Source organism: Microvirga lupini, assembly GCF_014191055.1.
In the GTDB taxonomy this organism is placed as follows: domain Bacteria; phylum Pseudomonadota; class Alphaproteobacteria; order Rhizobiales; family Beijerinckiaceae; genus Microvirga; species Microvirga lupini_A.
This window is the reverse complement of the sequence record NZ_JACHWB010000007.1, coordinates 1-23,461: the sequence shown is the minus strand read 5'-3', so window position 1 is coordinate 23,461 and position 23,461 is coordinate 1. Positions and strand designations below refer to the sequence as shown.

Genomic DNA, 23,461 nt, shown 5'->3' with positions numbered 1-23,461 from the left:
TGCTCCTGACTCCGGGGTAACCCGGCGGGGCTCGTCAGCCTGATCCTACATGCTTGTTTGTTTTTAGGGCTTTGCCAGAGTTAAGTCCTCTTCTGCTCACGAGGTTCACCCGCATGCGCTCGGACGACACGATCTTCGCCATCGCCTCCGGTCACGGCCGGGCCGCCGTGTGTCTGATCCGGATCAGCGGGCCGGAGAGCCGCAACCTCCTGGAGCGGATGACCGGAGGGGTGCCGGAGCCCCGGCGAGCCGTGGTGCGGACCCTGCGCGAACCGACGACCGGCGATCCCCTCGATCAGGCCCTCGTGCTCTGGATGCCGGGACCACGAAGTTTTACCGGCGAGAACCAGGCCGAGCTGCACATCCATGGCGGCCTCGCCACCCGGGCTGCCGTGCTGCGGGCTCTTTCTTCCATCGAGAACTGCCGCCCAGCCGAGGCCGGCGAGTTCACCCGTCGGGCCTTTCTCAACGGGCGAATGGATCTCTCCCAGGTCGAGGGTATCGCCGACATCATCGATGCCGAGACGGAAGCCCAGCGCCGGCAGGCCATGCTCCAGCTCGGCGGGCGTCTCGGCAATGCTGCCGAGGATTGGCGCGAGTCCATCCTGCGGGTCCTGGCGCTGCTTGAGGCGAGCCTCGACTTTTCCGACGAGGGCGACGTGCCGGAGGATCTGGAACAGGACATCCTCCGGATGATCGACGGCGTCCAGGGAGAGATCGGCCGAGCTTTGGCCAACCGCAGCGGCGAGCGGCTGCGGGAGGGCCTCACCGTGGTGCTCGCCGGCCCGCCCAATGCCGGTAAGTCGACCTTGCTCAATGCGCTCGCTCGGCGGGACGTCGCCATCGTGTCGCCGATTGCCGGCACCACCCGCGACGTGATCGAGGTCCATTGCGATCTCGGTGGCCTGCCGGTGATCGTCGTCGACACGGCGGGCCTGCGGGAGAGCGCCGACCTGATCGAGCAAGAGGGCGTGTCCCGCGCCCGCGCTCGCGTGCAGGACGCCGACCTCGTCCTTTGGCTCGTGCCGCCGGACGGGGAGGGGAGCGCGCCCCCTCCGGCCCGGCGCCTGCTGAAGGTCGGGACGAAGGCGGATATCGGCGGCGCCCGGCTTGATTGTGACGTGATGATCGCGGCGGCGACCGGCCAGGGGCTGCCGGAGCTGATCTCCCGCTTGGAGGCGGAGGCGGCGAGCCTGATGGGGCAGGGCGATGCTGTGATCACCCGGGAGCGCCATCGAAAAGCCTTGGAGCGTGCTCATGAGTGCCTCGTCCGCGCACGAGACATGCTGGCGAGCCGGGGACCGCTGGAGCTTGCGGCGGAAGAGGCGAGGCTCTCGGCCCGTGCCATCGGCGAGATCACCGGTCGGGTGGATGTGGAGGACGTGCTCGACAGGCTTTTCTCCAGCTTCTGTATCGGCAAATAGAAAGAGCCGGACGCGCGGTAACCCTTTCGCGAATCTGTGAGACTCCCGGTTTCGGCTGTTCACGAATCGGTGGAACGGTGCTGAATCCCCTCTGCACAGGCTGTGGACGGGGTGTGCAGAGGTGGGGATCGCCCAAAATGTTTCACGTGAAACATTTTGCCCTTTTGACCTGTGACCCGGTGCTGCGTAGACCCCTGTTGATGGAAACCAACATGAGTTCTTCGTTCGATGTGATCGTCGTGGGAGGCGGCCATGCCGGGGCCGAGGCGGCTGCGGCCGCTACGCGCATGGGCGCCTGCACGGCTCTCGTGACGCACAAGCTCGCGACCGTCGGCGCCATGTCATGCAACCCGGCCATCGGCGGGCTCGGCAAGGGGCACCTCGTTCGCGAGATCGATGCGCTCGACGGCGTCATGGGCCGCATCGCCGATCGCGCCGGCATCCAGTTCCGCCTCCTCAACCGCCGCAAGGGTCCGGCCGTCCGTGGCCCTCGTACCCAGGCGGACCGCAAGCTTTATGCCCGCGCCATGCAGGCGGAGCTCTTGAACACTCCGAACCTGACCATTGTGGAAGGCGAGGCGGACGACCTGATCGTTCAGGAAGATCGGATCGCCGGTCTGCTGCTCACCGATGGGCGTCAGCTCGGGGCCGCTTCCGTGGTCATCACCACCGGTACCTTCCTGTCCGGCCTGATCCATATCGGCGAGAGAAAGATCCCGGCCGGCCGCATGGGCGAGCGCCCTTCGCTCGGCCTTCCCAAAACCTTTGCCCGGCTCGGCTTCAACCGCGGCCGCCTCAAGACCGGCACACCGCCCCGCCTTGATGGCCGCACCATCGATTGGGCCGGCGTCGACAAGCAGGCGGCCGATGACGATCCGGTGCCATTCTCCCTGCTCACAACCAGCATCACCAATCCGCAGATCGAGTGCGGCGTCACCCGGACCACAGCCAAGGTGCATGACCTCATCCGGAACAACCTGCACCGCTCGGCCATGTATTCGGGCGAAATCCAGGGCACCGGGCCGCGCTACTGCCCCTCCATTGAGGACAAGGTGGTGCGCTTCGGCGACCGGGACGGGCACCAGATCTTTCTGGAGCCGGAAGGCCTCGACGACATCACCGTCTATCCCAACGGCATCTCCACCTCCCTGCCGGAGGACGTGCAGCTTGAATTCCTCAAGCACATTCCCGGCCTGGAGAAGGTGCACATGCTCCAGCCCGCCTATGCGATCGAGTACGATTATGTCGATCCGCGCAACCTGACGGCCGGGCTTGAAACCAAGGCCGTGCAGGGGCTGTTCCTGGCCGGTCAGATCAACGGCACCACCGGCTATGAGGAGGCCGCCGCCCAGGGGCTGGTGGCCGGCTTGAACGCCGCCCGTCTGGCAGCCGGTGGAGACAGTATCGTGTTCGACCGGGCCGAATCCTATATCGGCGTGCTGGTGGACGACTTGATCACCCGTGGGGTGAGCGAGCCCTACCGCATGTTCACCTCCCGGTCCGAGTACCGGCTCAGCCTGCGCATCGACAATGTGGACGAGCGTCTCACCGGCAAGGGGCTGGAGATCGGCTGTGTCGGCTCGGAGCGCGAGGCACATTTCCGGCACGCGCAGGACGAAATCCGCAGCACCCGGCAGCGGCTCCAGATCCTCGCCCTTACGCCCCAGGAAGCGGCACGGCATGGGCTGGAGCTGAACCAGGACGGCATCCGCCGCTCGGCCTATCAGCTCCTCTCCTACCCCAATATCGGCTGGTCCGACCTGCTGCGGATCTGGCCGGACCTCGCATCGGTGAGCGCTTCCGTCCGTGAGCGACTGGAGACGGACGCCACCTATGCGGTCTATCTCGACCGGCAGCAAGCGGACATCGCCGCCTACCGCCGCGACGAGAGCGTGGTGCTGGAGGAGGGTATCGACTTCCGGGGACTGCCAGGCCTGTCGAATGAAATCAAGGCCAAGCTTGATCTGGTGCGCCCGAAGACCATCGGCCAAGCGGCTCGCATCGAGGGGATCACGCCTGCGGCCCTGACGCTTCTCGCCGCCCACGCCCGCAAGGTGCCTGCTCGGGCGGTCCGTTCAGCCGATCCGGTGCAGGCATGAGCGCAAGCAGGACGGCATCGGAGCTGAATGTTTCACGTGAAACATTCGAGAAGCTGGCGCTGCTGGAGCGCGAGCTGCGCCGCTGGCAGGCAATCAAGAACCTTGTCGGTCCGGCCACGCTCGACCAGATCTGGGAGCGGCATATTGTCGATTCGCTCCAGCTTCTCGACCTTGTGCCGGACGCCAGAACTTGGCTCGACCTTGGTTCCGGGGCCGGTTTTCCCGGCCTCGTTCTTGCCATCGCGGGGGCTGCAAGGGGGCTGAAGGTCCATCTCGTCGAGAGCAATTCACGCAAATGCGCCTTCCTCCGGCACATCGCGCGGCTGACGGAATCAGCCGCGACGGTCCATGAAGCGCGGCTTGAGACCGTTATTCCCGGCTTCGTCGGCAAGGCCGATGTAGTCTCGGCACGGGCTCTGGCATCGCTGGTCCAGCTGCTGGACTGGACCGCCCCTGTGTTGAAAGCGGGGACAATCGGCCTCTTTCCCAAAGGTCGCGACGTCGAGACCGAATTGACCGAGGCTCGGAAAAAGTGGACATTCGAGGCGGAGACCCTGCCGAGCTTGACCGATTCCGACGCCAGGATTCTTCGCATAACTTCCATCGAGAGCCATTCATGATGACCGACCGCAACGGACCCGAAGCAGGCGCGCGTGGGGCGAAGCCGCGCGTTCTCGTGCTCGCCAACCAGAAGGGCGGTGTCGGCAAGACCACGACGGCGATCAATCTCGGCACTGCGCTCGCGGCCATCGGCGAGAGGGTACTGATCATCGATCTCGATCCACAGGGCAACGCCTCCACCGGTCTCGGCATCGACCGCAAGAACCGGCAGACCTCGACCTATCATGTGCTCGCCGGCGAGGCGTCGCTGGAGGAGAGCATCACCGAGACGGTGGTGCCAGGATTGTCGGTTGCCCCCTCGACTCTCGACCTTCTCGGCGTCGAGCTGGAGATCGCCAACGAGCGGAATCGGGCTCATCGGCTGCGCTCGGCGATTCAGAGCCTTTCGGCCTCCGAGGTAAATGAACCTTTTACCTATATTCTGATCGATTGCCCGCCATCGCTCAATCTTTTGACCATCAATGCCTTGACTGCTGCTGACGCGGTTCTGGTCCCCCTCCAGTGCGAATTTTTTGCTCTGGAAGGCCTCAGCCAGCTGCTCAAGACAGTCGAGCAGGTGCGTTCGGCTCTCAACCCGGAGCTGACGATCCATGGCGTCGTGCTGACCATGTTCGACCCGCGCAACAACCTGTCGGGACAGGTGGTGGCCGATGTGCGCCAGTTCATGGGCGCCAAGGTCTACGAGACCATGATCCCGCGTAACGTGCGCGTGTCCGAGGCGCCGTCCCACGGCAAGCCGGTTCTGCTTTACGATCTGAAATGCGCCGGCTCGCAGGCCTATCTGCGGCTGGCCTCCGAAGTCATCCAGCGCGAACGCGCGCTGCGCGCCGCTTGAGAGTTTGAGAGACCACAATGGCTGAAGAAGGAAAGTCGCGTCTGGGCCGTGGATTGGCTGCCCTCATCGGTGAGGTCGGCGAGGAGATGGGTACCCTGGAGCGGAAAGGCTTCACGCCGAAATCCGTCCCCGTGGAATTCCTGCGCGCGAACCCGCGCAACCCGCGCAAAGTCTTCGATGATACAGACCTGAGCGAGCTGACCCAGTCGATCAAGGACCGCGGCATCATCCAGCCTATTGTCGTGCGCCCGGTTACGAACAGCACCGACCAGTACGAGATCGTCGCCGGCGAGCGCCGCTGGCGCGCTGCCCAGAAGGCCGGGCTGCACCGGGTCCCGGTGGTCGTCGTCCATATCGACGACAAGACCTCGCTCGAATACGCCATCCTCGAAAACGTCCAGCGCGCCGACCTCAACCCCATCGAGGAGGCGGAGGGCTATTCGCGCCTGATGGCCGAGTTCTCCTACACGCAGGAAAATCTGTCCAAGATCATCGGCAAGAGCCGAAGCCACATCGCCAATACCCTGCGCCTGACCGAACTGCCCGTGCAGGTTCGCAAGCTCCTGATCGACCGCCAGATCACCGCCGGCCACGGCCGGGCACTCCTCTCCGTGAACGACCCGGTCGTCGTCGCCAAACGCATCCTCGACGAGGGCATGAGCGTGCGCCAGGTGGAGGAGATCGCCCAGGCGGACTCAGGCGGTTCATCGAAGGCTGCTGCGAAGGCGGCCAAGCCCAGCCCGGTGGAGAAGGACCCCGACACCCGCGCCCTGGAAAAGGCCCTGCAGGACGTGCTCGGCCTCACCGTCAGCATCGACCACAAGGGCCAGGGCGGCGAATTGCGCATCAAGTACAAGACCTTGGACCAGCTCGACGGCCTGTGCCGGCGGTTGAATCCATAGGCGCATGCCCTCATTTCCACTCAACCTCATCCTGAGGAGCAGCCGTGAGGCTGCGTCTCGAAGGAGGATCCAGTGCACGCGGGAGCCTCCTTCGAGACGGTCGCTGAAGCGACCTCCTCAGGATGAGGGCGGTTTTCCCGTAGAAGGGAAGCCCCTGAACTCTACCGCCGCGCCGCTCTTGCAATATCGAGCAGGGTCTTCGCTGCAATCGTATCGTCGAGATCGGCCATGCGGCGGGTCTGGAGCAGGCTCGATTGCAAGAGCGTGATCGCGTTCTTCAGGCTGTCGCCGGTCCAGCGCTGGAGATGGCGCTCGACCAGGGGCTTGCGCCGGAAATGCAGGCTGCGGAGGGTTTCGATAACGGCCGGGATCGGGCGGCCTTCTTCGACCGAAAGCCGGGCATTCAACAGCATCAGGGCATGACGCAGGGCGGCGCCGAGCAGCACGCTCGCGTTCACGCCCTCGGCGGCCAGGCGCCGGGATCCGGTCTCGAGTCCTGTGCCTTCGCCGGCAAAAGCCGCATCGATCACCGCGTCCATGGCTAGGCTCGACACGTCGCTCATGATGGCGTCCACGTCGGCGAGCGTGATTTCCCGCTGGCCATGGGCATAGAGCATCAGCTTGTTGAGCTCGCCGCGGGTGGCGAGGCGGTCGCCGCCGAGGCTCGCGATCAGGGCCGTGCGCGCGTCGCGCTGGATCGAAAAGCCGTTGTCCTTCAGGGTTTCGTCGACCACCGTGCCGAGATTTCTGGCCTCATCCGCATAGCAGGGCAGGGCGAGCGCCTTCTGCGAGCGCTCACACAGGGTGCGCAACGGTGAGGATTTCTGCAGGTCGCCACCTTCGATGACGATCACCGTGTCCTGCAACTCGCCTTTCAGGACTGCGTCGACAGCCGGCGCGATGTTGCGCGAGGTGGACTTCACCCAGATGGCGCGCTTGCCCCCGAACAGCCCCATGGTGCCGGCTTCGTCGGCCAAGCGTCCGGGATCCGCCGCAATGTCGTCGCCGTCGATGCGGATCAGCTGGAACGGGTCGGATGCATCATCAACCGAGCGTTCGGCCACCATCCGGGCGCGCTCGTTGATGAGACCCATATCGGGTCCGTAGAACAGGAACACGCCGATGCGCGGATCGGGGCGCCGCAGCGCCCCTTCCACGTCGCCGGCTTTGACCGCGACCATGGATCAGGTTCGGGTGGCGAGCACCGCCGACAGCCGGGTCCGCACCTGGTCGGCAAGATCCTTGGTGAGCCTGATCTCCGCATCGCGCGCGGCCCGGATATTGGCGAAGCGCTGCGGGAAGCGATCGAAGCTCGCCGAGGAGGTTGCGGTGCCCTGGGTGATCACCGTGCTCCCGTCGAGACTCGTGAGCGTATAGGTCAGCGTTCCGCCAACGATGACGGAGCTGGCCGTTCCAGACCGCGTGTCGACGACCGGACTTGTCTGCGATTTCGTGAAAGCGAGACGCAGCCTGTAACGCTTCGGCGTCGCCGAGCCTGAGCCGTTCAGCGCATAGACCAGTTCGCTGCGCAGGTAATGCCCCGCATTGGCCAGCTGGGGCGGCCATTCGACCTCAGGCACCTCGATGGCGGCAAGCTCCGTCTGGAGCGATTGCCCCGAGGCCGTCGGCCCGTGGAGAGGCCGGAAGCAGGCGGACAGGCCCAGAGAGAGGCCTGCCACAAGTGCAATGTGGGCAAGGCCCTTCAGGTTAAGCGACGACATTCACGATCCTCTGGGGAACGACGATGATCTTGCGGGCGGTCTTGCCGTCCATGGCCTTCTGCACGGCCTCGAGGGCCAGCACGGCCGCCTCGACTGTAGCCTGATCCGCGTCACGGGCAACCGTCACGTCGGCGCGCTTCTTGCCGTTCACCTGCACCGGCAGGGTGACCGTGTCCTCGACCAGCAGCGAGCGGTCCACCTGCGGCCACGGGGCGTCGGCCACGAGGCCGGGCTGGCCTAAGGCTTCCCAGCATTCCTCCGCCAGATGCGGCATCATGGGGGCGAGCAGCTGCACGAAGATGCGTCCGGCCTCGGCGAAGGCGGCGCCGACGCCGGGCTCGTCCGTGGCCTTGGCCTGGTTCGCCAGGTCCTGCAGGGAATTGGCGAGCTCGTAGAGATGGGCGACGCAGCGGTTGAAGCGCAGGCGCTCCACATCCTCCTCAACGGCGGCGAGCGCCTTGTGGGCGGCCTTGCGCACGGCGAGCGCAATCGGACCCTCGGTGGCGGCACCGTTGCCGCTGCCCATGCCGTCGGCACTGCCGATGCGATCGGCGATCTCGCCGATCAGGCGCCATACGCGCTGCACGAAGCGGCCCGCGCCCTGCACGCCTTCTTCGGTCCAGATCACATCGCGTTCCGGCGGCGAGTCGGAGAGCATGAACCAGCGGGCCGTGTCGGCGCCGTAGGACGCGATGATCTCGTCCGGATCGACCGTGTTCTTCTTCGATTTCGACATCTTCTCGATCGAGCCGATCTCGATCGGAGCGCCGGTCTCCACATGGAAGGCTTTTCGCGCATTGCCTTGGGTTTCGAAGCGCACGTCGGAGGGCAGCACCCAGCCGCCGCTCGCATCCTTATAGGTCTCGTGCACCACCATGCCCTGCGTGAACAGGCCGGCGAACGGCTCGTCCAAGCCGGCATGGCCGGTCTTCTTCATCGCGCGGGTGAAGAAGCGCGAATAGAGCAGGTGCAGGATCGCGTGCTCGATGCCGCCGATATACTGATCGACCGGCAGCCACGAATCCACGGTCGCGCGATCCGTCGGCTTGTCGACGAGGGTCGGGTCGGTGAAGCGCGCGAAGTACCAGGACGAATCCACGAAGGTGTCCATGGTGTCCGTTTCGCGCCGGGCCTTGCCGCCGCATTTCGGGCAGTCGACCTGCTTCCAGGTCGCGTGACGGTCGAGCGGGTTGCCCGGCACGTCGAAGGACACATCCTCCGGCAGCACCACCGGCAGCTGATCCTTCGGCACCGGCACGACGCCGCATTCATCGCAATGGATGATCGGGATCGGGCAGCCCCAGTAGCGCTGGCGCGAGATGCCCCAGTCGCGCAGGCGGAAATTGACCTTGCGCTCCGCCACCGCATGGTTGCCGCGGGTTTCGGCTTCCAGACGGCGGGCGACCTCTTCCTTCGCCTCCGCGATGGTCAAGCCATCGAGGAAGCGGGAATTGATCATCCGGCCCTCGCCGTCATAGGCCTCGTCGGTGATCACGAACGTGGCGGGATCCTGGTCGGGCGGACACACCACCGGGGTGTTGCCGAGCCCGTACTTATTGACGAAATCGAGGTCGCGCTGGTCGTGCGCCGGGCAGCCGAAGATGGCGCCGGTGCCGTATTCCATCAGGATGAAGTTCGCCACATAGACCGGCAGCGTCCAGTTCGGGTCGAACGGGTGCACGGCGCGCACGCCCGTATCGAAGCCGAGCTTCTCGGCCTTGTCGATGGCCTCCTGGGCCGTGCCCATGCGCTTGGCCTCCTCGATGAAGGCGGCAAGCTCCGGGTTTTTGTCGGCCGCGGCCTTCGCCAGCGGGTGATCGGGTGCAACGGCCATGAACTTCGCGCCGAACAGGGTATCGGGGCGCGTGGTGTAGATATGCAGCTCGGTCTCGCCGTTCGGGACGGTCTCAGGATTCAGGGCGAAACGGACCAGCAGGCCTTCCGAGCGGCCGATCCAGTTGCGCTGCATCAGGCGCACCTTCTCCGGCCAGCGGTCGAGGGTGTCCAGCCGGTCGTCGAGATCCTGGGCGAAATCGGTGATCTTCAAGAACCACTGGGTGAGCTCGCGCTGCTCGACCAGCGCGCCTGAGCGCCAGCCGCGGCCGTCGATCACCTGCTCGTTCGCCAGCACCGTATGATCGACCGGATCCCAGTTCACCTTGGCGGTCTTGCGGTCGACGAGCCCGGCCTCCAGGAAATCCAGGAACATGCTCTGCTGGTGCCGGTAGTAGCTCGGATCGCAGGTGGCGATCTCGCGGCTCCAGTCGATTGACAGGCCCATGCTCTGCAGCTGGGCGCGCATGGTCGCGATGTTGGCATAGGTCCATTCCTTCGGGTGGACCTTGTTCTGCATGGCGGCATTTTCCGCCGGCATGCCGAAGGCATCCCAGCCCATCGGGTGGAGCACGTTGAAGCCGCGGGCGCGCTTGTAGCGCGCTACCACGTCGCCCATGGTGTAGTTGCGCACGTGGCCCATGTGGATGCGCCCCGACGGATAGGGAAACATCTCAAGCACGTAGTATTTCGGACGCGGGTCGTCGTTGTTTGTCTTGAACAGGTCGCGGTCGTTCCAGACCTTCCGCCATTTCAGCTCGGCTTCCTTGGCGTTGTAGCGCTCGGGCCTCATGTCTCTTCTATATCCGTCGTAATGGTGCGAAGCGGCTTGCGCCGCCGGGTTGCGGCGGACTAGGACACAGCTCTCCCGCGCGGTCAACGGTTTCGCGCATGCGAGATGATCTGGAGAGGGTCCCATGAGCGAGAACGATGCCGTCGAAGGATTGAGGCAGGTGCAGGAGAGCATCCAGCGCTCGGCTTCCGATTATGGCCGTGACCCTGCCTCCATCACACTGGTGGCCGTCTCGAAGACGTTCCCGGCGGACGCCATCGCGCCGGTGCTGGCCGCGGGCCAGCGGATCTTCGGCGAGAATTACGTGCAGGAGGCCAAGGTCAAGTGGCCCGCTCTGCGCGAGAGTTACCCGGACGTGGAGCTGCACATGATCGGTCCGCTCCAGTCCAACAAGGCCAAGGAGGCGGTGGAGCTCTTCGACGTGATCCACACCCTCGACCGTCCGTCGCTGGCCGAGGCGCTCGCCAAGGAGATCGCCAAGCAGGGAAAAAAGCCGCGCCTGCTGGTGCAGGTGAACACCGGCGAGGAGCCGCAGAAGGGTGGCGTCATCCCTGCCGAGGTCGACGCGTTTCTGGAGGCCTGCCGCACGAGATACGGCCTGGAGGTTGAGGGCCTCATGTGCATCCCGCCAGCGGAGGACCCGCCGTCGCCACATTTCGCGCTGCTCAACACCATCGCGAAGCGGAATGGCTTGAACGTGCTCTCCATGGGCATGAGCGCGGACTTCGATGCGGCCATCCAGCTCGGTGCGACGCATGTGCGGGTGGGCAGCGCGATTTTCGGAGCGAGACCGCGCCACTCAAGTCGTTGATCCCTCCTCAGGATGAGGTGAGAGACTGTCAGGAGCGGCTATTCACCCCGTCTCTCAAGCCCTCTCGCTGTCGAGCATCGCCATCTGGGCAGCGGGATAGCGCTCGCCGGCGGCGGCGCCTTTCGGGACGATCTTCTCGATGGCGGCGAGATCCTCTGCCGTCAGCGTCACCTCCAATGCCCCGAGCGCCTCGCTGAGCCGGTCCCGGCGGCGGGCGCCGATGAGCGGGACGATGTCCTCGCCCTGCGCCGCCACCCAGGCGATGGCGATCTGGGCCACGCTCACGCCCTTGGCCTCGGCCAGCCGGCGGAGTTCTTCAACGAGGCTCAAGTTCTTCTCCACATTGCCCTCCTGGAAGCGTGGGCTGTGGGCCCGGAAATCGCCAGGGCCGGTTGCCTGCCCGTTCCAATGGCCGCTGATCAGGCCGCGGGAGAGAACCCCATAGGCCGTGATGCCGACGCCGAGTTCGCGGCAGACGGGCAGGATGCTCTCCTCGGGCCCACGGGAAATCAGGGAATATTCGATCTGCAGGTCGCAGATCGGATGCACGGCGGCGGCGCGGCGGATGGTGTCGGGGCCGACTTCGGACAGGCCGATATGTCGCACATAGCCGGCCTTCACCATGTCACCGATCGCCCCGATGGTGTCCTCGATCGGCACGTTCGGATCGAGCCGGGCCGGTCGGTAGATGTCGATGTAATCGACCCGCAGGCGCTGCAGCGTATAGGCCAGAAAGCTCTTCACCGCCTGCGGACGCGCATCGTAGCCGAGCCAGGCGCCGGACGGTTCGCGCATGGCACCGAATTTCACGCTGATGAGCGCCTGATCGCGGCGGCCCTGGAGCGCTTCGCCGATCAGCATCTCGTTATGGCCCATACCGTAGAAATCGCCCGTGTCGAGCAGGGTAACGCCGGCCTCCAGCGCCTCATGGATCGTCCTGAGGCTCTCCTGCCGGTCGGCGGGTCCGTACATGCCGGACATGCCCATGCAGCCGAGACCGAGAGCTGAGACGGAAGGGCCGGTTCGGCCGAGACGACGCTGTTGCATGATGGGATCTCCTCAGATGTCGGGCCAGCCCTGTCTGCTGGCATGACCGGATCATGCCCGCTTCCCGTTCGTGCGATAATCCGCCATAACGGGAACAGGCTGTTTGGATTTTCGAACAATGAGTGATGTGGATCTGGACGATCTCGATGTCTTCGCCGCTGTGGCGCGGGCCCGGTCCTTCCGCAGCGTGGCGCGGCTGCGCGGGGTCTCGGCCTCCACTTTAAGCGAAGCGCTGCGCCGGCTGGAGGCGCGGCTTGGCGTGCGTCTGCTCAACCGCACCACCCGCAGTGTCACGCCCACGGAAGCAGGCCAGCGGCTGCTGGAGCGTCTGGCCCCGGCGCTCGGCGAGGTGAGCGCGGCCCTCGAGGCCGTGAACGATTTTCGCGATTCCCCGACCGGCACCCTGCGGCTCAATGTTCCGACTGCCGTGGCCCGCCTGGTTCTGCCGCCGATCATTGGCCCGTTCCTGAGGGCTCACCCGGGCATCAGCCTGGAGGTCGCCACCGACGACAGCTTCGTCGACGTGCTGGCGGCCGGATACGACGCGGGCATCCGCTATGACGAGCGGCTGGAGAAGGACATGATCGCCGTGCCCATCGGCCCGCGGGTTCAACATTTCGTGGTCGCCGCTGCGCCTGCCTATCTGGCCGCCCATGGGAGGCCTTCGCACCCGAAGGATATCCTCAATCATTCCTGCATCCGCCACCGCTTCGCCAGCGGCGTAATGCACGCCTGGGAGTTTGAGCGCGATGGGGAGATCGTGAAGATCAGCCCCACGGCCCGGGTGATCGCCAACAACATCGACCTGGAGATCGCCGCCGCCGTTGAGGGGCTCGGGCTGATCGCCACCTTCAGGGAATTTTTGGCGCAGGAACTGACAAGCGGTGCGCTGCAACCGGTGCTGGAGGACTGGCAGCAGCCCTTCTCCGGGCCTTTCCTGTATTATGCGAGCCGCCGCCACATGCCGGCACCCCTGCGCGCCTTCGTAGATTTCATCAAGCGCCGGCCCGAGCCAGGCCTGCGCGGCGTTGCATCCGCGACGCATCCCGGTTAAGCATAAAATCTGGATCACCATTCGAACCGGGGAGGGCTGCATGATTGAAGCGATGCATCAACGCACGTTCGGCCCTGGGCTCGCCCTGCAGCAGCTTGTTGCAGGGCCGACCATCGAACGGATCTGACGGTCTCTTAAACCACCGCCTCCATCTCCCTTCTGGTCAGCTCTGAACGGCTTATCGCGCCTGTCATCCGCAAGGATCCGGCGCGCCTGACGCGTTCACGATTTTTCGCGCTCCTTGAGGCCAAGGCCCGAGCGCGCTGCATCAGAGACCTGATCCATGACTTCCCTGAATCTTCGCAATGTCGGCGTCGTTGCCCACACGCCCCTGTTCCAGAACCTCAACCTCGCCATCGGCGAGGGCGACCGCCTCGGCCTCGTGGCCGGGAATGGTGCGGGCAAATCCACGCTTCTCAAATGCCTCGCAGGCGTGATCGAGCCGACGCACGGCGACATCGTCCGCTCGCGGGGCTTAAGCGTCGCGCTCGTGGAGCAGGACGTGCCGGCACCGCTCCTCGACCTGTCCTTCCACGATGTCCTGCACCGGGCGCTCCCGGCAGACGAGCGGGAAGGCCAGGAATGGCGCGTCGACATGGTGCTTGACGAATTCGAGACGCCCGAGGACCTGCGCAATCGTCCGATGCGGGCGCTCAGCGGCGGCTGGCAGCGGCTTGCGCTCATTGCGCGGGCCTGGATCACGCAGCCCGACATGCTGCTGCTGGACGAGCCGACGAACCACCTCGACCTTGAGAAGCTGTTCAAGCTCGAATCCTGGATCAATACGGCGGACTATACGGCGCCCATCGTGGTGGCGAGCCACGACCGCGATTTTCTCGATGCCTGCACGACCAGAACGCTTTTCTTAAGGCCGGAGGAATCGATCGCGTTCGCGCATCCCTACCGGCGCGCCCGCGATCTGCTGGAGGCGCACGATGCGTCAGCCCAGGCGCAGCGCGAAAAAACCCTGCGTGAGGTGAAGCGACTGCGCCAGAGCGCGCAAGAGCTGCGCAATGTAGGCATCAACAGCGGCAGCGACGCCGCGCAGATCAAGTCGGCGCAGATCAAGCGCCGAGCCGACGCATTGGAGCAAACCGCACGGGTCCTGCACAGGGAACGGCCGGGCGAGATCCGGCTCGGCAATCGCGGCACCCACGCGCGGCTGCTCGTCGCGTTGGAGAACGTAACGGTCGAAGCGCCGGACGGACGCAGGCTCTTCATGATTCCCAAGCTCGAGGTGGCGCAGGGCGACCGGATCGTGGTGCTCGGCCGCAACGGCGCAGGCAAGTCGCAGCTGGTGCAATTGCTGCACCGGGCAATGCTGGCACCCGACGGTTTGCCCGGTATCCGGGTGAGCCCGAGCCTCGCGCTGGGCTATGTGGATCAGGACATGCGGCAGCTGCCGGACAAGGCGACGGCGCATGATTTCATTCTGTCGCGCTTTCGCCTCGGCGATCAGCGCAGCCGCGCGGTGCTGACGGAGGCTGGCTTTTCCATCGAGCGGCAGGCTTTGTGCATCGCAAGGTTGTCGCCGGGCCAGAAGGCACGGCTCGGGCTTCTGGCGCTGCGCCTCTCCGAGCCGAACTTCTACCTCATGGACGAGCCCACCAACCACGTGGATATTCCCGGCCGCGAGCAGCTGGAGGCCGAGATCCTCGAGGCTGAGGCCACCTGCATCGTGGTCTCCCACGACCGCAGCTTTGTGACCGCCATCGGTACCCGCTTCCTGCTCATCGATAAGGGAAGGCTGCGGGAGATTGATGGACCGGAGGCGTTTTACGAGAGCATTCTCGGATAACCGGTGCTTGCCGAACGCAATACGTCATGCCCGGCCTTGTGCCGGGCATCCACGTCTTCCTTCGAATTCCGATTCACAAACCTCATCCTGAGGAGGTCGCGAAACGACCGTCTCGAAGGAGGTTCCAGAGGGCAATGGAGGCTCCTTCGAGACGCCGCTTTCAGCGGCTCCTCAGGATGAGGTTGAAGGATGCAAAAGACGTGGATGGCCGGGACAAGCCCGGCCATGACGGCTGATGGTTACCCAAGCCGCTAAAAATGCTCACGATAGCCTTTCCGCCAACTGGGAACTTTGTCTCAAATCTGGAAGACAGTATTCTGTATCACAGCCGCTCTCGTCCCAGTACGCAAGGTGATGGATGAATCCGCTCGAATTCCGTTCGGACTATGCACATTCCAGTGAGGGACTGTCTGAACTGACACGGCTCATATACGACGTGTTTAAGGTCGATGTTTCGCCGCTGAATAGATTAGGCCATGACCCGAGTGTCGTCGCATTCGGGTGGTGGTCTAACAATGAGCTGGTCGCTAATGTCAGCCTTTATAAGCGCCAGTTATGGCTCATGGGAGAACAGGTAACAGCCTTTGGCGTTCAATCCGTCGCGGTTCGGCCAGAGTGGCGCGGGAAAGGTCTGTTTCGTGATTTGATGGGGCGAGCACTCAGTTATGCCGATGCTCGGGTAAACCTCATTATTCTCGCAACTGACACGCCAAGCCTCTACAGGCCATTTGGCTTTCGTCAGATCAAAGAAACCACATTTAGTGCTAGATTGATCCGGAAGCAGACTTTGCCAAATTATCGCGCGTTATCTTTGGATGAGGACAAGGATGTCGCGCTTCTACAGAATATCTTTTCCCGCCGAGCTCCAACTTCGCTGGTAGCGTCGGCGTGCGACCACCCAGCCTTGTTTATGTTGAAGGTGGCCAAAACGTCCGAAATAGAATTGCTCCACCTTCTCGACCTAGATGCGGTCGTTGTGGTCATAGACCGAGACGGGCCATCAATGACCCTACTCGACATCATTGCCCCGTCGATACCATCGCTAGAAGACATTGTTTCCGCATTGGGTTACGCCGGGGAGGAGGTCGACGTACGCGTAACGCCAGACCGTTTGTCTTGGGCACCTGAGAAGCAAATTCCTGTCAATAATGGGTACATGGTTCGCGGCTTCTTCGCCCCTGAGGCGCAAGCCTTCATGCTATCCAATATGCGGATCTAGCGTGACGTTCGCGCAGGCACCATTCGACAGGAAAGAAGAGGCGCGGTTTCCTGATCTGATTGTGGATGCATACTCGCCGATCGCGCTGCCGTTAGGCAAAGTGGGCTGTTATTTTGCCGAGCAGGTCGCGACCAAAATCATCTCGTCACCCTATGATCTCAATCTGCGTGTTCGGCCCGATCCGCTCCAGGAGCCGCCGGATCATGCGGGGCTCCACGGCAACGCAGCCTTCCGTGGGCAGGAAGCCCGGGCGGGCGAGGTGGAGGAAGATGGCGCTGCCGCGGCCCCTCACGATGGGGCGGCGGTTCCAGGCGATGTCGAGCACCACGTCGTAGAGATGATCGTCCCGCCACATCTTTTCGTGGCCCGTGGGGCAGGGCAGGGGGACGAGGCGGTTGTAGCGGCGGTCCCGCACGTCGTCGGACCAGCCGTCCCCGGGCCGGATAGCCTTCAACGGCAGGCCGGTGCGGGGGCGCGGACCGTGGTCGGCCCGGTAGAAAGCCTGCAGGATTTTGAACCGCCCCACCGGCGAGGCGCCATCCCCCTCACGCTTGCTATGCCGGGTGCCTGAGCGCCCGAGCGCGCAGGGAATCACGAGGTTGCCCGCCTCCAGGCGCCCGCGCCAGTGGTCGAGCGGGGAGCGGAAAACACGGATAACATTGACGCGAGAGTGTTTCATCGGCAGTGGAAGGGCCTCGGACGCCCCTTGTTGTCAAGCTGGGAATGACTACTCTTATGCGTCGAGCATGATCCAGAGGCTCAAGGTTCGCACGGCCGTAAAAAGCCAGATTGCGATTTTCGATCCGGATCTTGAGCGGCGCAAGGGGCGAACGAACCGGCTCGAGGCTTGAGGGTTCTTTGCTTTTGAAGGCCGCTCCAGCCAATATGCAGTTCATCGTGTGAAGGGTTTCAGATGTCGAATGCCAGCCGCCTCCTCGTCGTCGATGACGATCAGGATCTGCGCGACACCCTAGCCGAACAGCTCGGATTCCATGACGAATTCCAGATCACCACGGCCGAGACGGCCAATGGTGCCATCGAGGCCGTGAAAGGGGACCGGATCGATCTCGCCATCATGGACGTGGGCCTGCCCGACATGGACGGCCGCGAGGCCGTCAAGGTCATGCGCCAGAACGGCTTCCGCAGCCCGATCATCATGCTCACCGCCCAGGGGTCGGAGACGGACACCGTGATGGGCCTGGAGGCGGGCGCCAACGATTATGTGGTCAAGCCCTTCAAGTTCGCCGTGCTGCTCGCCCGCATCCGGGCGCAGCTGCGCCAGTACGAGGCGAGCGAAGACGCGGTGTTCCAGATCGGGCCCTACATCTTCCGGCCGGGCTCCAAGCTGCTCACCACCGAGAAGGGCTCAAAGCTCAAGCTTACGGAGAAGGAGACGGCGATCCTGCGCTATCTCTACCGCGCCGGCCAAGCCGTGGTCGGGCGCGACACCCTGCTCACCGAGGTGTGGGGCTACAATTCCAACGTCACCACCCACACGCTGGAAACCCATATCTACCGCCTGCGCCAGAAGATCGAGACCGATCCGTCGAACGCCAGCATCCTGGTGACGGAGCCGGGCGGCTACAAGCTGATCCCGTAAAAACAAGCCCATGGCCCTCGACGACGACATCACAATCCTGAGTCAGGCTCCGCTGTTCAACCTGCTGGAGAAGGATGCCCTGCGGCTTGTGGCCTTCGCGTCGGAGACCCGCAGCTACCGCGAGGGCGATGTGCTTTTCAAGAAGGGCGACCGCTCCGACGGCGGCTATGTGGTGACCCGTGGGGCCATCGCGCTCGATGCCGCCGAGGACGGCTCGCCTGCGGCCTTCGTGGCCGGCACCGGCGCGCTGATCGGGCAGGCCGCCCTGTTCGCTCGCATCGAACGCCGGGCCACGGCGACGGCGCAGGAACCCTCCGCCATCATCCGCGTGACGCCGAGCCTCATGCGGCGCGTCCTGGAGGAATTCCCGGAGGCCGCCGCGGCGATCCACGACGCCATGGCCGAGGAGCTGACCCGCCTCACGGAAGGCCTGGAGCGCGTGCGCCAGCAGCTCATTGCCATCGACGGGGAAGACATTCCGGCCGTCCGGCAGGAGGAGAAGTGAGGGGTTTGCCCCCTCACGCCGCCTTGACGTCGGACAGGAAGACATCGACCTCGCGGCTGAGATTCTCGGCATAACGGGCGAGCTCCTGCGCCGCGTCCAGCACCTGGACCGCCGCCGCCCCCGTCTCACCTGCGCCGTGCTTCACGCTCTCGATGCTCTCCGTCACCTGGCCGGTGCCATGGGCCGCTTCCTGGACGCTGCGCGAGATTTCGCTTGTCGTGGCACCCTGCTCTTCCATGGCGGCGGCGATGCCGGTGGAGATGCTGGAGATCTGGTCGATAACGGTCTGGATCCCGTGGATGGCGCTCACAGCTTCCTGCGTGGCGCCCTGGATCTGGGCGATCTGCGAGCCGATCTCCTCGGTAGCCTTGGCCGTTTGGGTCGCGAGGTTCTTCACCTCGGAGGCCACCACGGCAAAGCCCTTGCCGGCCTCGCCGGCGCGGGCCGCCTCGATGGTGGCGTTGAGGGCCAGGAGGTTGGTCTGGCTTGCGATGCTGTTGATGAGGGCGACAACCTCGCCGATTTTCTGCGCGCCGTCGGCGAGCGCCTGCACGATGCCGTTGGTGCGCTTGGCGCTCTCGACGGCCTCGAACGAGATCTGCGACGACTGGGTGACCTGCCGGGCGATCTCGCTGATCGAGATCGACATCTCCTCGGTGGCGGCCGCGACGGTCTGCACGCTGCCCGAGGTCTGCTCGGCGGCGGCCGCCACGCTGACGGATTGCTGGTTGGTGCGCTCGGCCGTAGCCGTCATGGTCTGGGCGGTAGCCTCCATCTGCGAGGCTGCGGCGGCAAGCCCCTGCGTCAGGGCCGACACATTGGCCTCGAACTGACGGGTCAGGCCATCGAGCTTCAGGGCGCGCTGCAGCTTGGCGTCGCTTTCGGCCGCTTGCTCGACGGCGAGCCGCTGACGCTCAGCCGTGTTCTCGCGGAAGATCTCCACCGCGCGGGCCATCTCGCCGATCTCGTTCTTCGAGGCGAGGTAGGGTACCGTCACGGAGGTGTCGCCATGGGCGAGGCCGTTCATGGTCGCGGCGAGCTTCGGGATCGGCCGGAACAGCATCCGGGCCGAGAGGATCGCCGCCAGGGTCAGCACGAGGACGGCCGCGAGCGAAACCATGCCCATCTGCCACATGAGGCGGCTGGCCGAGGCTTCCAGCGCGGTGACCTGGAAACCGCTGCCGAGGACGCCAAGAACCTGTCCGCTCTGGCCGAAGACGGGCAGATTCACCAGGAGGTAGTCGCCGCCAAGGATCTTGGCCTGGCCCACATAGGTGCCGCCGCTCGAGACGATGGGGAAGACCACGCCCTTGCGGTCCATGGCCGTGCCGACCGCGCGGGTTCCATCGGGGTTGCGCATGTTCGTGGCGCGTCGGATGAAGTCCCCATTTCCGTCCTTCACGAACAGGGTCGCGGGCGCCTGGGTCGCCTCAGCGATCCGGTCGGCGAGCTCATCGCTGTAGAACACCGCATCGTCTTTCACCGTGATCCCGGTGACGGCGCCGGTGCCGTCCTTCTTGACGGTCAGGCTGTCGATGGAGCCGCGTAGGATGCCGACGAAGGTCCGCACATTGGATTGCAGCTGCGCGAGCGCCTTGCTCTCGACGTCGGCGCGGGTCTGCAAGGAAACGACCGCAAAGAGAGCGGCGGCGGTCAGCACGACGAAGGCCACCATGGCGGCCGTGGTGAGGTGGGAAAGCTTCCGGTTGGCGAGGAACTGCACGACTATTGACCTTAGGGAAAGTTGTGCAGCGTGTTTCGCAAACCGAGGTTAACAACCCGTCAAAGGCGACCTCACGCGAGACCCTACGGTCCCAGGATCTCTTCGATGAGCGCAACGACCTGGGCGGCTTCCTCGAACGTGGCCAGCCGGTTGGGCCGGCCTTCCAGCAGCAGGGCAAGCTCCGCAATCTGGTTGGCATCGGCCCGCGCGGGCGCGATATCGCCGCTCTCATGGGTCAGGCGGTACCACTCGCTCATGATAGCCGCGCTTTTCGAGCCCTTCACCTCGAAGCGGTTGAAATCGTCCTGATCACCATCCACGGCGGCATCGATGGTCATGGTGGCCGATGCGAACCGGAGCACGGCACGGAGGCTGGTTTCCGTTCCCATGGGCCCGTGCTCAATGGTGCAATCCGTCAGGCGCCCCGGCCCGAACAGGCGCAAGGCCAGAAAAGCAAAGTGGGAGACAACCTCGCGGGTGAAGCCGCCCTGCTCGGGACCGGCGAGCCAGGATGCGGCGCCCTGCTGCCATTCCCTGGGCCATTGCCGGAAGCGCAGGGTCAGATGGGCGGACAGATTCTCGCCAAGGGCTCCGGTGTCGACCAGCTCCTTGAGGCGGACGGCCGCGGGAGCGGTCGCGAAGGGAAAGTTCACGGCCGCCAGGATGCCCGCCCGCGCAACCGCATCGACGCAGGCCCGGGCCGATCCCGGCGAGGCGGCGAGCGGCTTCTCGCACAGCAGCGCCTTGCCGGCGCCTGCCACTCTCCTGACGATCTCCTCGTGCGTGAGCGGAGGTGTGGCGACATACACGCAGCGGACCGCCGGGTTGCCGACGAGCTCGGCGACGCTGCCGGCCATCGGAATTGTCGTATCCGTTGCCACGGGATCGTAGGCCGCCACGATCGTGAAGACGGGATTCGCCCTGATGCTTTCCGCGAGGCGCCGCCCCATCGTGCCGAGGCCGACAATTCCAATGCCGTACATATCCGAGAATCCGCCAGGAGGGTTTGAGGGTTGGACGCGTGGCTTACAGTTCCAGCACCACCGTCACCGGCGCGTGGTCGGAGGGGCGCTCCCAGCCGCGGGTGTCGCGGGTGACGTCGATGGCGCGAAGGGTGTCCTTCAGGCCCTTCGACAGCCAGATGTGGTCGAGGCGCCGGCCCTTGTCGGCGGCGGCCCAGTCGGGCGAGCGATAGCTCCACCAGGAATAGATCTTTTCCGGTTCGGGCCGCAGCACCCGCATGGCGTCGATCCAATCCGCCTCCTGGCGCAGCTCCTCCAACATCTCGGTCTCCACTGGGGTGTGGCTCACCACGTCGAGGAGCTGCTTATGGCTCCACACGTCGTGCTCGAGGGGCGCCACGTTGAGATCGCCCACAAGGATCGCCGGTCCTGCCGTGGGCTTCGACTTGCTGCCCCATGAGCGCATCTCGGCCATGAAATCGAGCTTGTGCCTGAACTTCTCATTGAGATCCGGATCAGGAATGTCGCCGCCGGCCGGGACGTAGAAGTTATGGATGGTCAGCCCCGCGGCGGCCTTGGCCTCGCGGCTGAGGGTCACGGTGATGTGGCGCGCGTCCTGCCGGCCGCACATCTCCATCACGCTGGTCTCGGCAAACGGATAGCGGGACAGGATGGCGACGCCGTTATAGCCCTTCTGGCCCATATGGACGACGAAGGGATAGCCGAAGGCCTGCAGGTCCTTCAAGGGCAGCTTGTCGTTCGGGCATTTGGTCTCCTGCAGGCACAGGATGTCCGGGCGGCGCTCCTTCAGGAAGCGGCCCACCTGATCGAGGCGCAGGCGAACGGAATTGATGTTCCAGGTCGAGACGGTGAGTTGCACGGAGAAAGGCCCCTTGGAAGACCCTTTCCGGCTACGACAGATTTCGCCCGGAGGGAAGGGTGCCCCTCGAACTCCTTAACACAGCCTCATCCTGAGGAGCCGCGTAGCGGCGTCTCGAAGGAGGGTCCAGAGAGTACTGGAGACGCCTCGTCCTTCGAGACGGCCTAAAGGCCTCCTCAGGATGAGGCTGTCGGGTGCAGAAGCAGCCGCGAGAACGGCAACACGCTACCGGTTGTTGCCCGCGCCGATGATCGCCTCGTACTGGATGTTGAACAGGTCCTGGTCGATCCGGCGGCCCCGTTCGACCTTGTCGAGCACCACCATGGTCTGGAAGCCCTGTGCATCGATGATGCGCCACTGATTCAGGCTCTCCACCTGCGGGTCGAAGAAGAGGGTGATCCGGGAGGTGCCGCCCAGCGTCGACGTATCCTCCAGGTTGATCCGCACCGCGTTGCCGTCATTGGTGATGCCGGTGATCTTGATGTCCTGACCGAGATTGACCCGCTCGCGCAGCAGGAATTTCAGCGGCGTCTGCGAAATGGAATAGAGGTCCTGGGTGGCGAGCTTGCGGTCGCGCACCGCCACCGAGCGGCCGTCGGCGACCACCTGCAGGGTGGCCGGCGGATCGTACTCGAACCGCACCTTGCCGGGCCGCTGGAGATAGAGCGTGCCGCCCTGCCGGCGCCCATCGCCGCCGACCTGCGTGAAGTCCGCCACCATGGTGCTCAAGTTGGTGAAGAAGGCATTGGCCCGCTCCACCACGACGCTGTTGGGCAGCGGCTGATTGAGGACTACGGGGACTGCCGACGCCGAAGCGGTGACGATGGGCTTGGGCGTGATCGAAATCGGCTCGGGAGCAGTCTCGGGCTCATCGAATACAGGTCGGCTCGGCGGCAGGGGCGCCGTTGCGGCCAGCACCTGTTCCGCCGTGGCGGGTCTGGCGATCACCGGCCGGGCCGCATGATGTGGGGATCCCGCGTGTCGGAAGGAGGCGGTCGGCAGGGGCGTGGAGGACCGGCTGAAGCCCTGAGCGGCGGGGCGCGCGGGCGGAAGGATCATCTCGATCGGCAGCGTCTGCCCCATGGCCGGCAGGATGCCCGCACAGGCGGACAAGGCCATGGCCAGCGTGACGAGGGGGAGGGGACGCATCCGAAGAATCTCCTGACCGGAACGATTATGCCTGCGGCTTGGCCATTGCACATGGCTCAACAATGACGCAGGGCCGCGGTCAAGGTTCCAGGTAAGGAATGTTAATCCTCCCCCGCCCCATGGGATTCAAGAAGAATCTCTCTTTTTCCGGCGTGGTTTGCGGGGCCGACGATGCCCTCCTGCTCCATGCGCTCCATGAGCGAGGCGGCGCGGTTGTAGCCGATCTGCAGCCGACGCTGGATGTAGGAGGTGGACGCCTTCTTGTCCCTTAAGACCACGGCCACCGCCTGGTCGTACAGGTCGCCGCTGGGGGAGCCGAACTCGCCCTGGTCGAACACCGGCGTGTCGGGCGCAGCCCCGCCCTCGTCCTCCTCGGCCGTGACCGCCTCCAGGTACTGCGGCCGGCCCTGGCGCTTGAGGTGCGCCACCACCTTCTCCACCTCCTCGTCCGAGCAGAACGGCCCGTGCACGCGGGTGATCCGCCC

The 23,461-nt window shown here is 64.8% G+C and carries 21 protein-coding genes; 11 read left to right on the top strand and 10 right to left on the bottom strand.

Annotation, left to right across the window (positions count from 1 at the left end; genetic code table 11):
• Positions 1-113: 113 nt before the first annotated feature.
• From mnmE to FHR70_RS19940, 5 genes are all read left to right on the top strand, one after another.
• Positions 114-1,424 (top strand): tRNA uridine-5-carboxymethylaminomethyl(34) synthesis GTPase MnmE, encoded by a 1,311-nt coding sequence (gene mnmE, locus FHR70_RS19960; RefSeq protein WP_183453499.1) that lies wholly within the window; start codon positions 114-116, stop codon positions 1,422-1,424.
• A 212-nt stretch (positions 1,425-1,636) separates the two neighbouring features.
• A complete protein-coding gene (mnmG, locus tag FHR70_RS19955) occupies positions 1,637-3,523 on the top strand; it encodes a tRNA uridine-5-carboxymethylaminomethyl(34) synthesis enzyme MnmG (RefSeq protein ID WP_183453497.1) in 1,887 nt (628 codons plus the stop codon).
• A complete protein-coding gene (rsmG, locus tag FHR70_RS19950; RefSeq protein WP_183453495.1) occupies positions 3,520-4,143 on the top strand; it encodes a 16S rRNA (guanine(527)-N(7))-methyltransferase RsmG in 624 nt (207 codons plus the stop codon). The genes mnmG and rsmG overlap by 4 nt, the downstream gene beginning before the upstream one ends.
• Positions 4,140-4,979, top strand: a complete 840-nt coding sequence (locus FHR70_RS19945; protein ID WP_183453493.1) for a ParA family protein — start codon at positions 4,140-4,142, stop codon at positions 4,977-4,979. Before rsmG ends, FHR70_RS19945 begins: the two co-directional genes overlap by 4 nt.
• Before the next feature lie 17 nt (positions 4,980-4,996).
• The gene (locus FHR70_RS19940) at positions 4,997-5,881 is read left to right on the top strand and encodes a ParB/RepB/Spo0J family partition protein (RefSeq protein ID WP_183453491.1); all 885 of its coding nucleotides are present in this window, start codon (positions 4,997-4,999) and stop codon (positions 5,879-5,881) included.
• 161 nt (positions 5,882-6,042) lie between these two features.
• Here the strand turns inward: FHR70_RS19940 and holA are convergent, their stop codons facing one another.
• From holA to leuS, 3 genes are read right to left on the bottom strand one after another with little or no spacing between them, the layout of a single operon-like run.
• Positions 6,043-7,062 (bottom strand): DNA polymerase III subunit delta, encoded by a 1,020-nt coding sequence (holA, locus tag FHR70_RS19935; protein WP_183453488.1) that lies wholly within the window; start codon positions 7,060-7,062, stop codon positions 6,043-6,045.
• Positions 7,063-7,065: 3 nt separating this feature from the next.
• Positions 7,066-7,602, bottom strand: a complete 537-nt coding sequence (lptE, locus tag FHR70_RS19930; protein ID WP_183453486.1) for an LPS assembly lipoprotein LptE — start codon at positions 7,600-7,602, stop codon at positions 7,066-7,068.
• Positions 7,589-10,228 (bottom strand): leucine--tRNA ligase, encoded by a 2,640-nt coding sequence (leuS, locus tag FHR70_RS19925; protein WP_183453484.1) that lies wholly within the window; start codon positions 10,226-10,228, stop codon positions 7,589-7,591. The genes lptE and leuS overlap by 14 nt, the downstream gene beginning before the upstream one ends.
• 124 nt (positions 10,229-10,352) lie before the next feature.
• Between leuS and FHR70_RS19920 the strand changes: the two genes are divergently transcribed.
• Positions 10,353-11,039, top strand: coding sequence for a YggS family pyridoxal phosphate-dependent enzyme (locus tag FHR70_RS19920; protein ID WP_183453482.1), 687 nt, complete (start codon positions 10,353-10,355; stop codon positions 11,037-11,039).
• A gap of 54 nt (positions 11,040-11,093) precedes the next feature.
• Here the strand turns inward: FHR70_RS19920 and FHR70_RS19915 are convergent, their stop codons facing one another.
• Positions 11,094-12,086, bottom strand: coding sequence for an aldo/keto reductase (locus tag FHR70_RS19915; protein WP_183453480.1), 993 nt, complete (start codon positions 12,084-12,086; stop codon positions 11,094-11,096).
• Positions 12,087-12,204: 118 nt separating this feature from the next.
• On the opposite strand from FHR70_RS19915, the gene FHR70_RS19910 reads away from it, so the two are divergent.
• From FHR70_RS19910 to FHR70_RS19900, 3 genes are all read left to right on the top strand, one after another.
• Positions 12,205-13,140: a LysR family transcriptional regulator gene (locus FHR70_RS19910; RefSeq protein ID WP_183453478.1), complete on the top strand. Its 936-nt coding sequence runs from the start codon at positions 12,205-12,207 to the stop codon at positions 13,138-13,140.
• 283 nt (positions 13,141-13,423) lie between these two features.
• Entirely contained in the window at positions 13,424-14,938 is a 1,515-nt protein-coding gene (locus FHR70_RS19905; protein ID WP_183453476.1) for an ATP-binding cassette domain-containing protein, read from the top strand.
• A 358-nt stretch (positions 14,939-15,296) separates the two neighbouring features.
• Positions 15,297-16,157 carry a GNAT family N-acetyltransferase gene (locus FHR70_RS19900; protein WP_183453474.1) on the top strand — a complete coding sequence of 287 codons (861 nt, stop codon included), beginning with the start codon at positions 15,297-15,299 and terminating at the stop codon, positions 16,155-16,157.
• Between the two features lie 145 nt (positions 16,158-16,302).
• Here FHR70_RS19900 and FHR70_RS19895 read toward each other — a convergent pair whose 3' ends face one another.
• On the bottom strand, positions 16,303-16,836 hold the full coding sequence (locus FHR70_RS19895) for a L,D-transpeptidase family protein (protein WP_183453472.1): 534 nt from the start codon (positions 16,834-16,836) through the stop codon (positions 16,303-16,305).
• Between the two features lie 234 nt (positions 16,837-17,070).
• Between FHR70_RS19895 and FHR70_RS19890 the strand changes: the two genes are divergently transcribed.
• Together FHR70_RS19890 and FHR70_RS19885 are read left to right on the top strand one after the other, a co-directional pair.
• The gene (locus FHR70_RS19890) at positions 17,071-17,757 is read left to right on the top strand and encodes a response regulator transcription factor (protein ID WP_183453470.1); all 687 of its coding nucleotides are present in this window, start codon (positions 17,071-17,073) and stop codon (positions 17,755-17,757) included.
• Positions 17,758-17,767: 10 nt separating this feature from the next.
• On the top strand, positions 17,768-18,262 hold the full coding sequence (locus FHR70_RS19885; RefSeq protein WP_183453468.1) for a cyclic nucleotide-binding domain-containing protein: 495 nt from the start codon (positions 17,768-17,770) through the stop codon (positions 18,260-18,262).
• A 13-nt stretch (positions 18,263-18,275) separates the two neighbouring features.
• Here FHR70_RS19885 and FHR70_RS19880 read toward each other — a convergent pair whose 3' ends face one another.
• From FHR70_RS19880 to FHR70_RS19860, 5 genes are all read right to left on the bottom strand, one after another.
• Positions 18,276-19,985, bottom strand: a complete 1,710-nt coding sequence (locus tag FHR70_RS19880; protein WP_183453466.1) for a methyl-accepting chemotaxis protein — start codon at positions 19,983-19,985, stop codon at positions 18,276-18,278.
• Positions 19,986-20,068: 83 nt separating this feature from the next.
• Positions 20,069-20,968, bottom strand: coding sequence for a Gfo/Idh/MocA family protein (locus FHR70_RS19875; protein WP_183453464.1), 900 nt, complete (start codon positions 20,966-20,968; stop codon positions 20,069-20,071).
• Positions 20,969-21,011: 43 nt separating this feature from the next.
• Positions 21,012-21,827, bottom strand: a complete 816-nt coding sequence (gene xth / locus FHR70_RS19870) for an exodeoxyribonuclease III (protein ID WP_183453462.1) — start codon at positions 21,825-21,827, stop codon at positions 21,012-21,014.
• Between the two features lie 225 nt (positions 21,828-22,052).
• Positions 22,053-22,976, bottom strand: coding sequence for an outer-membrane lipoprotein carrier protein LolA (locus FHR70_RS19865; RefSeq protein ID WP_183453460.1), 924 nt, complete (start codon positions 22,974-22,976; stop codon positions 22,053-22,055).
• Between the two features lie 101 nt (positions 22,977-23,077).
• On the bottom strand, positions 23,078-23,461 hold a 384-nt coding region (locus FHR70_RS19860), incomplete at its 5' end, for a DNA translocase FtsK (protein WP_281381398.1).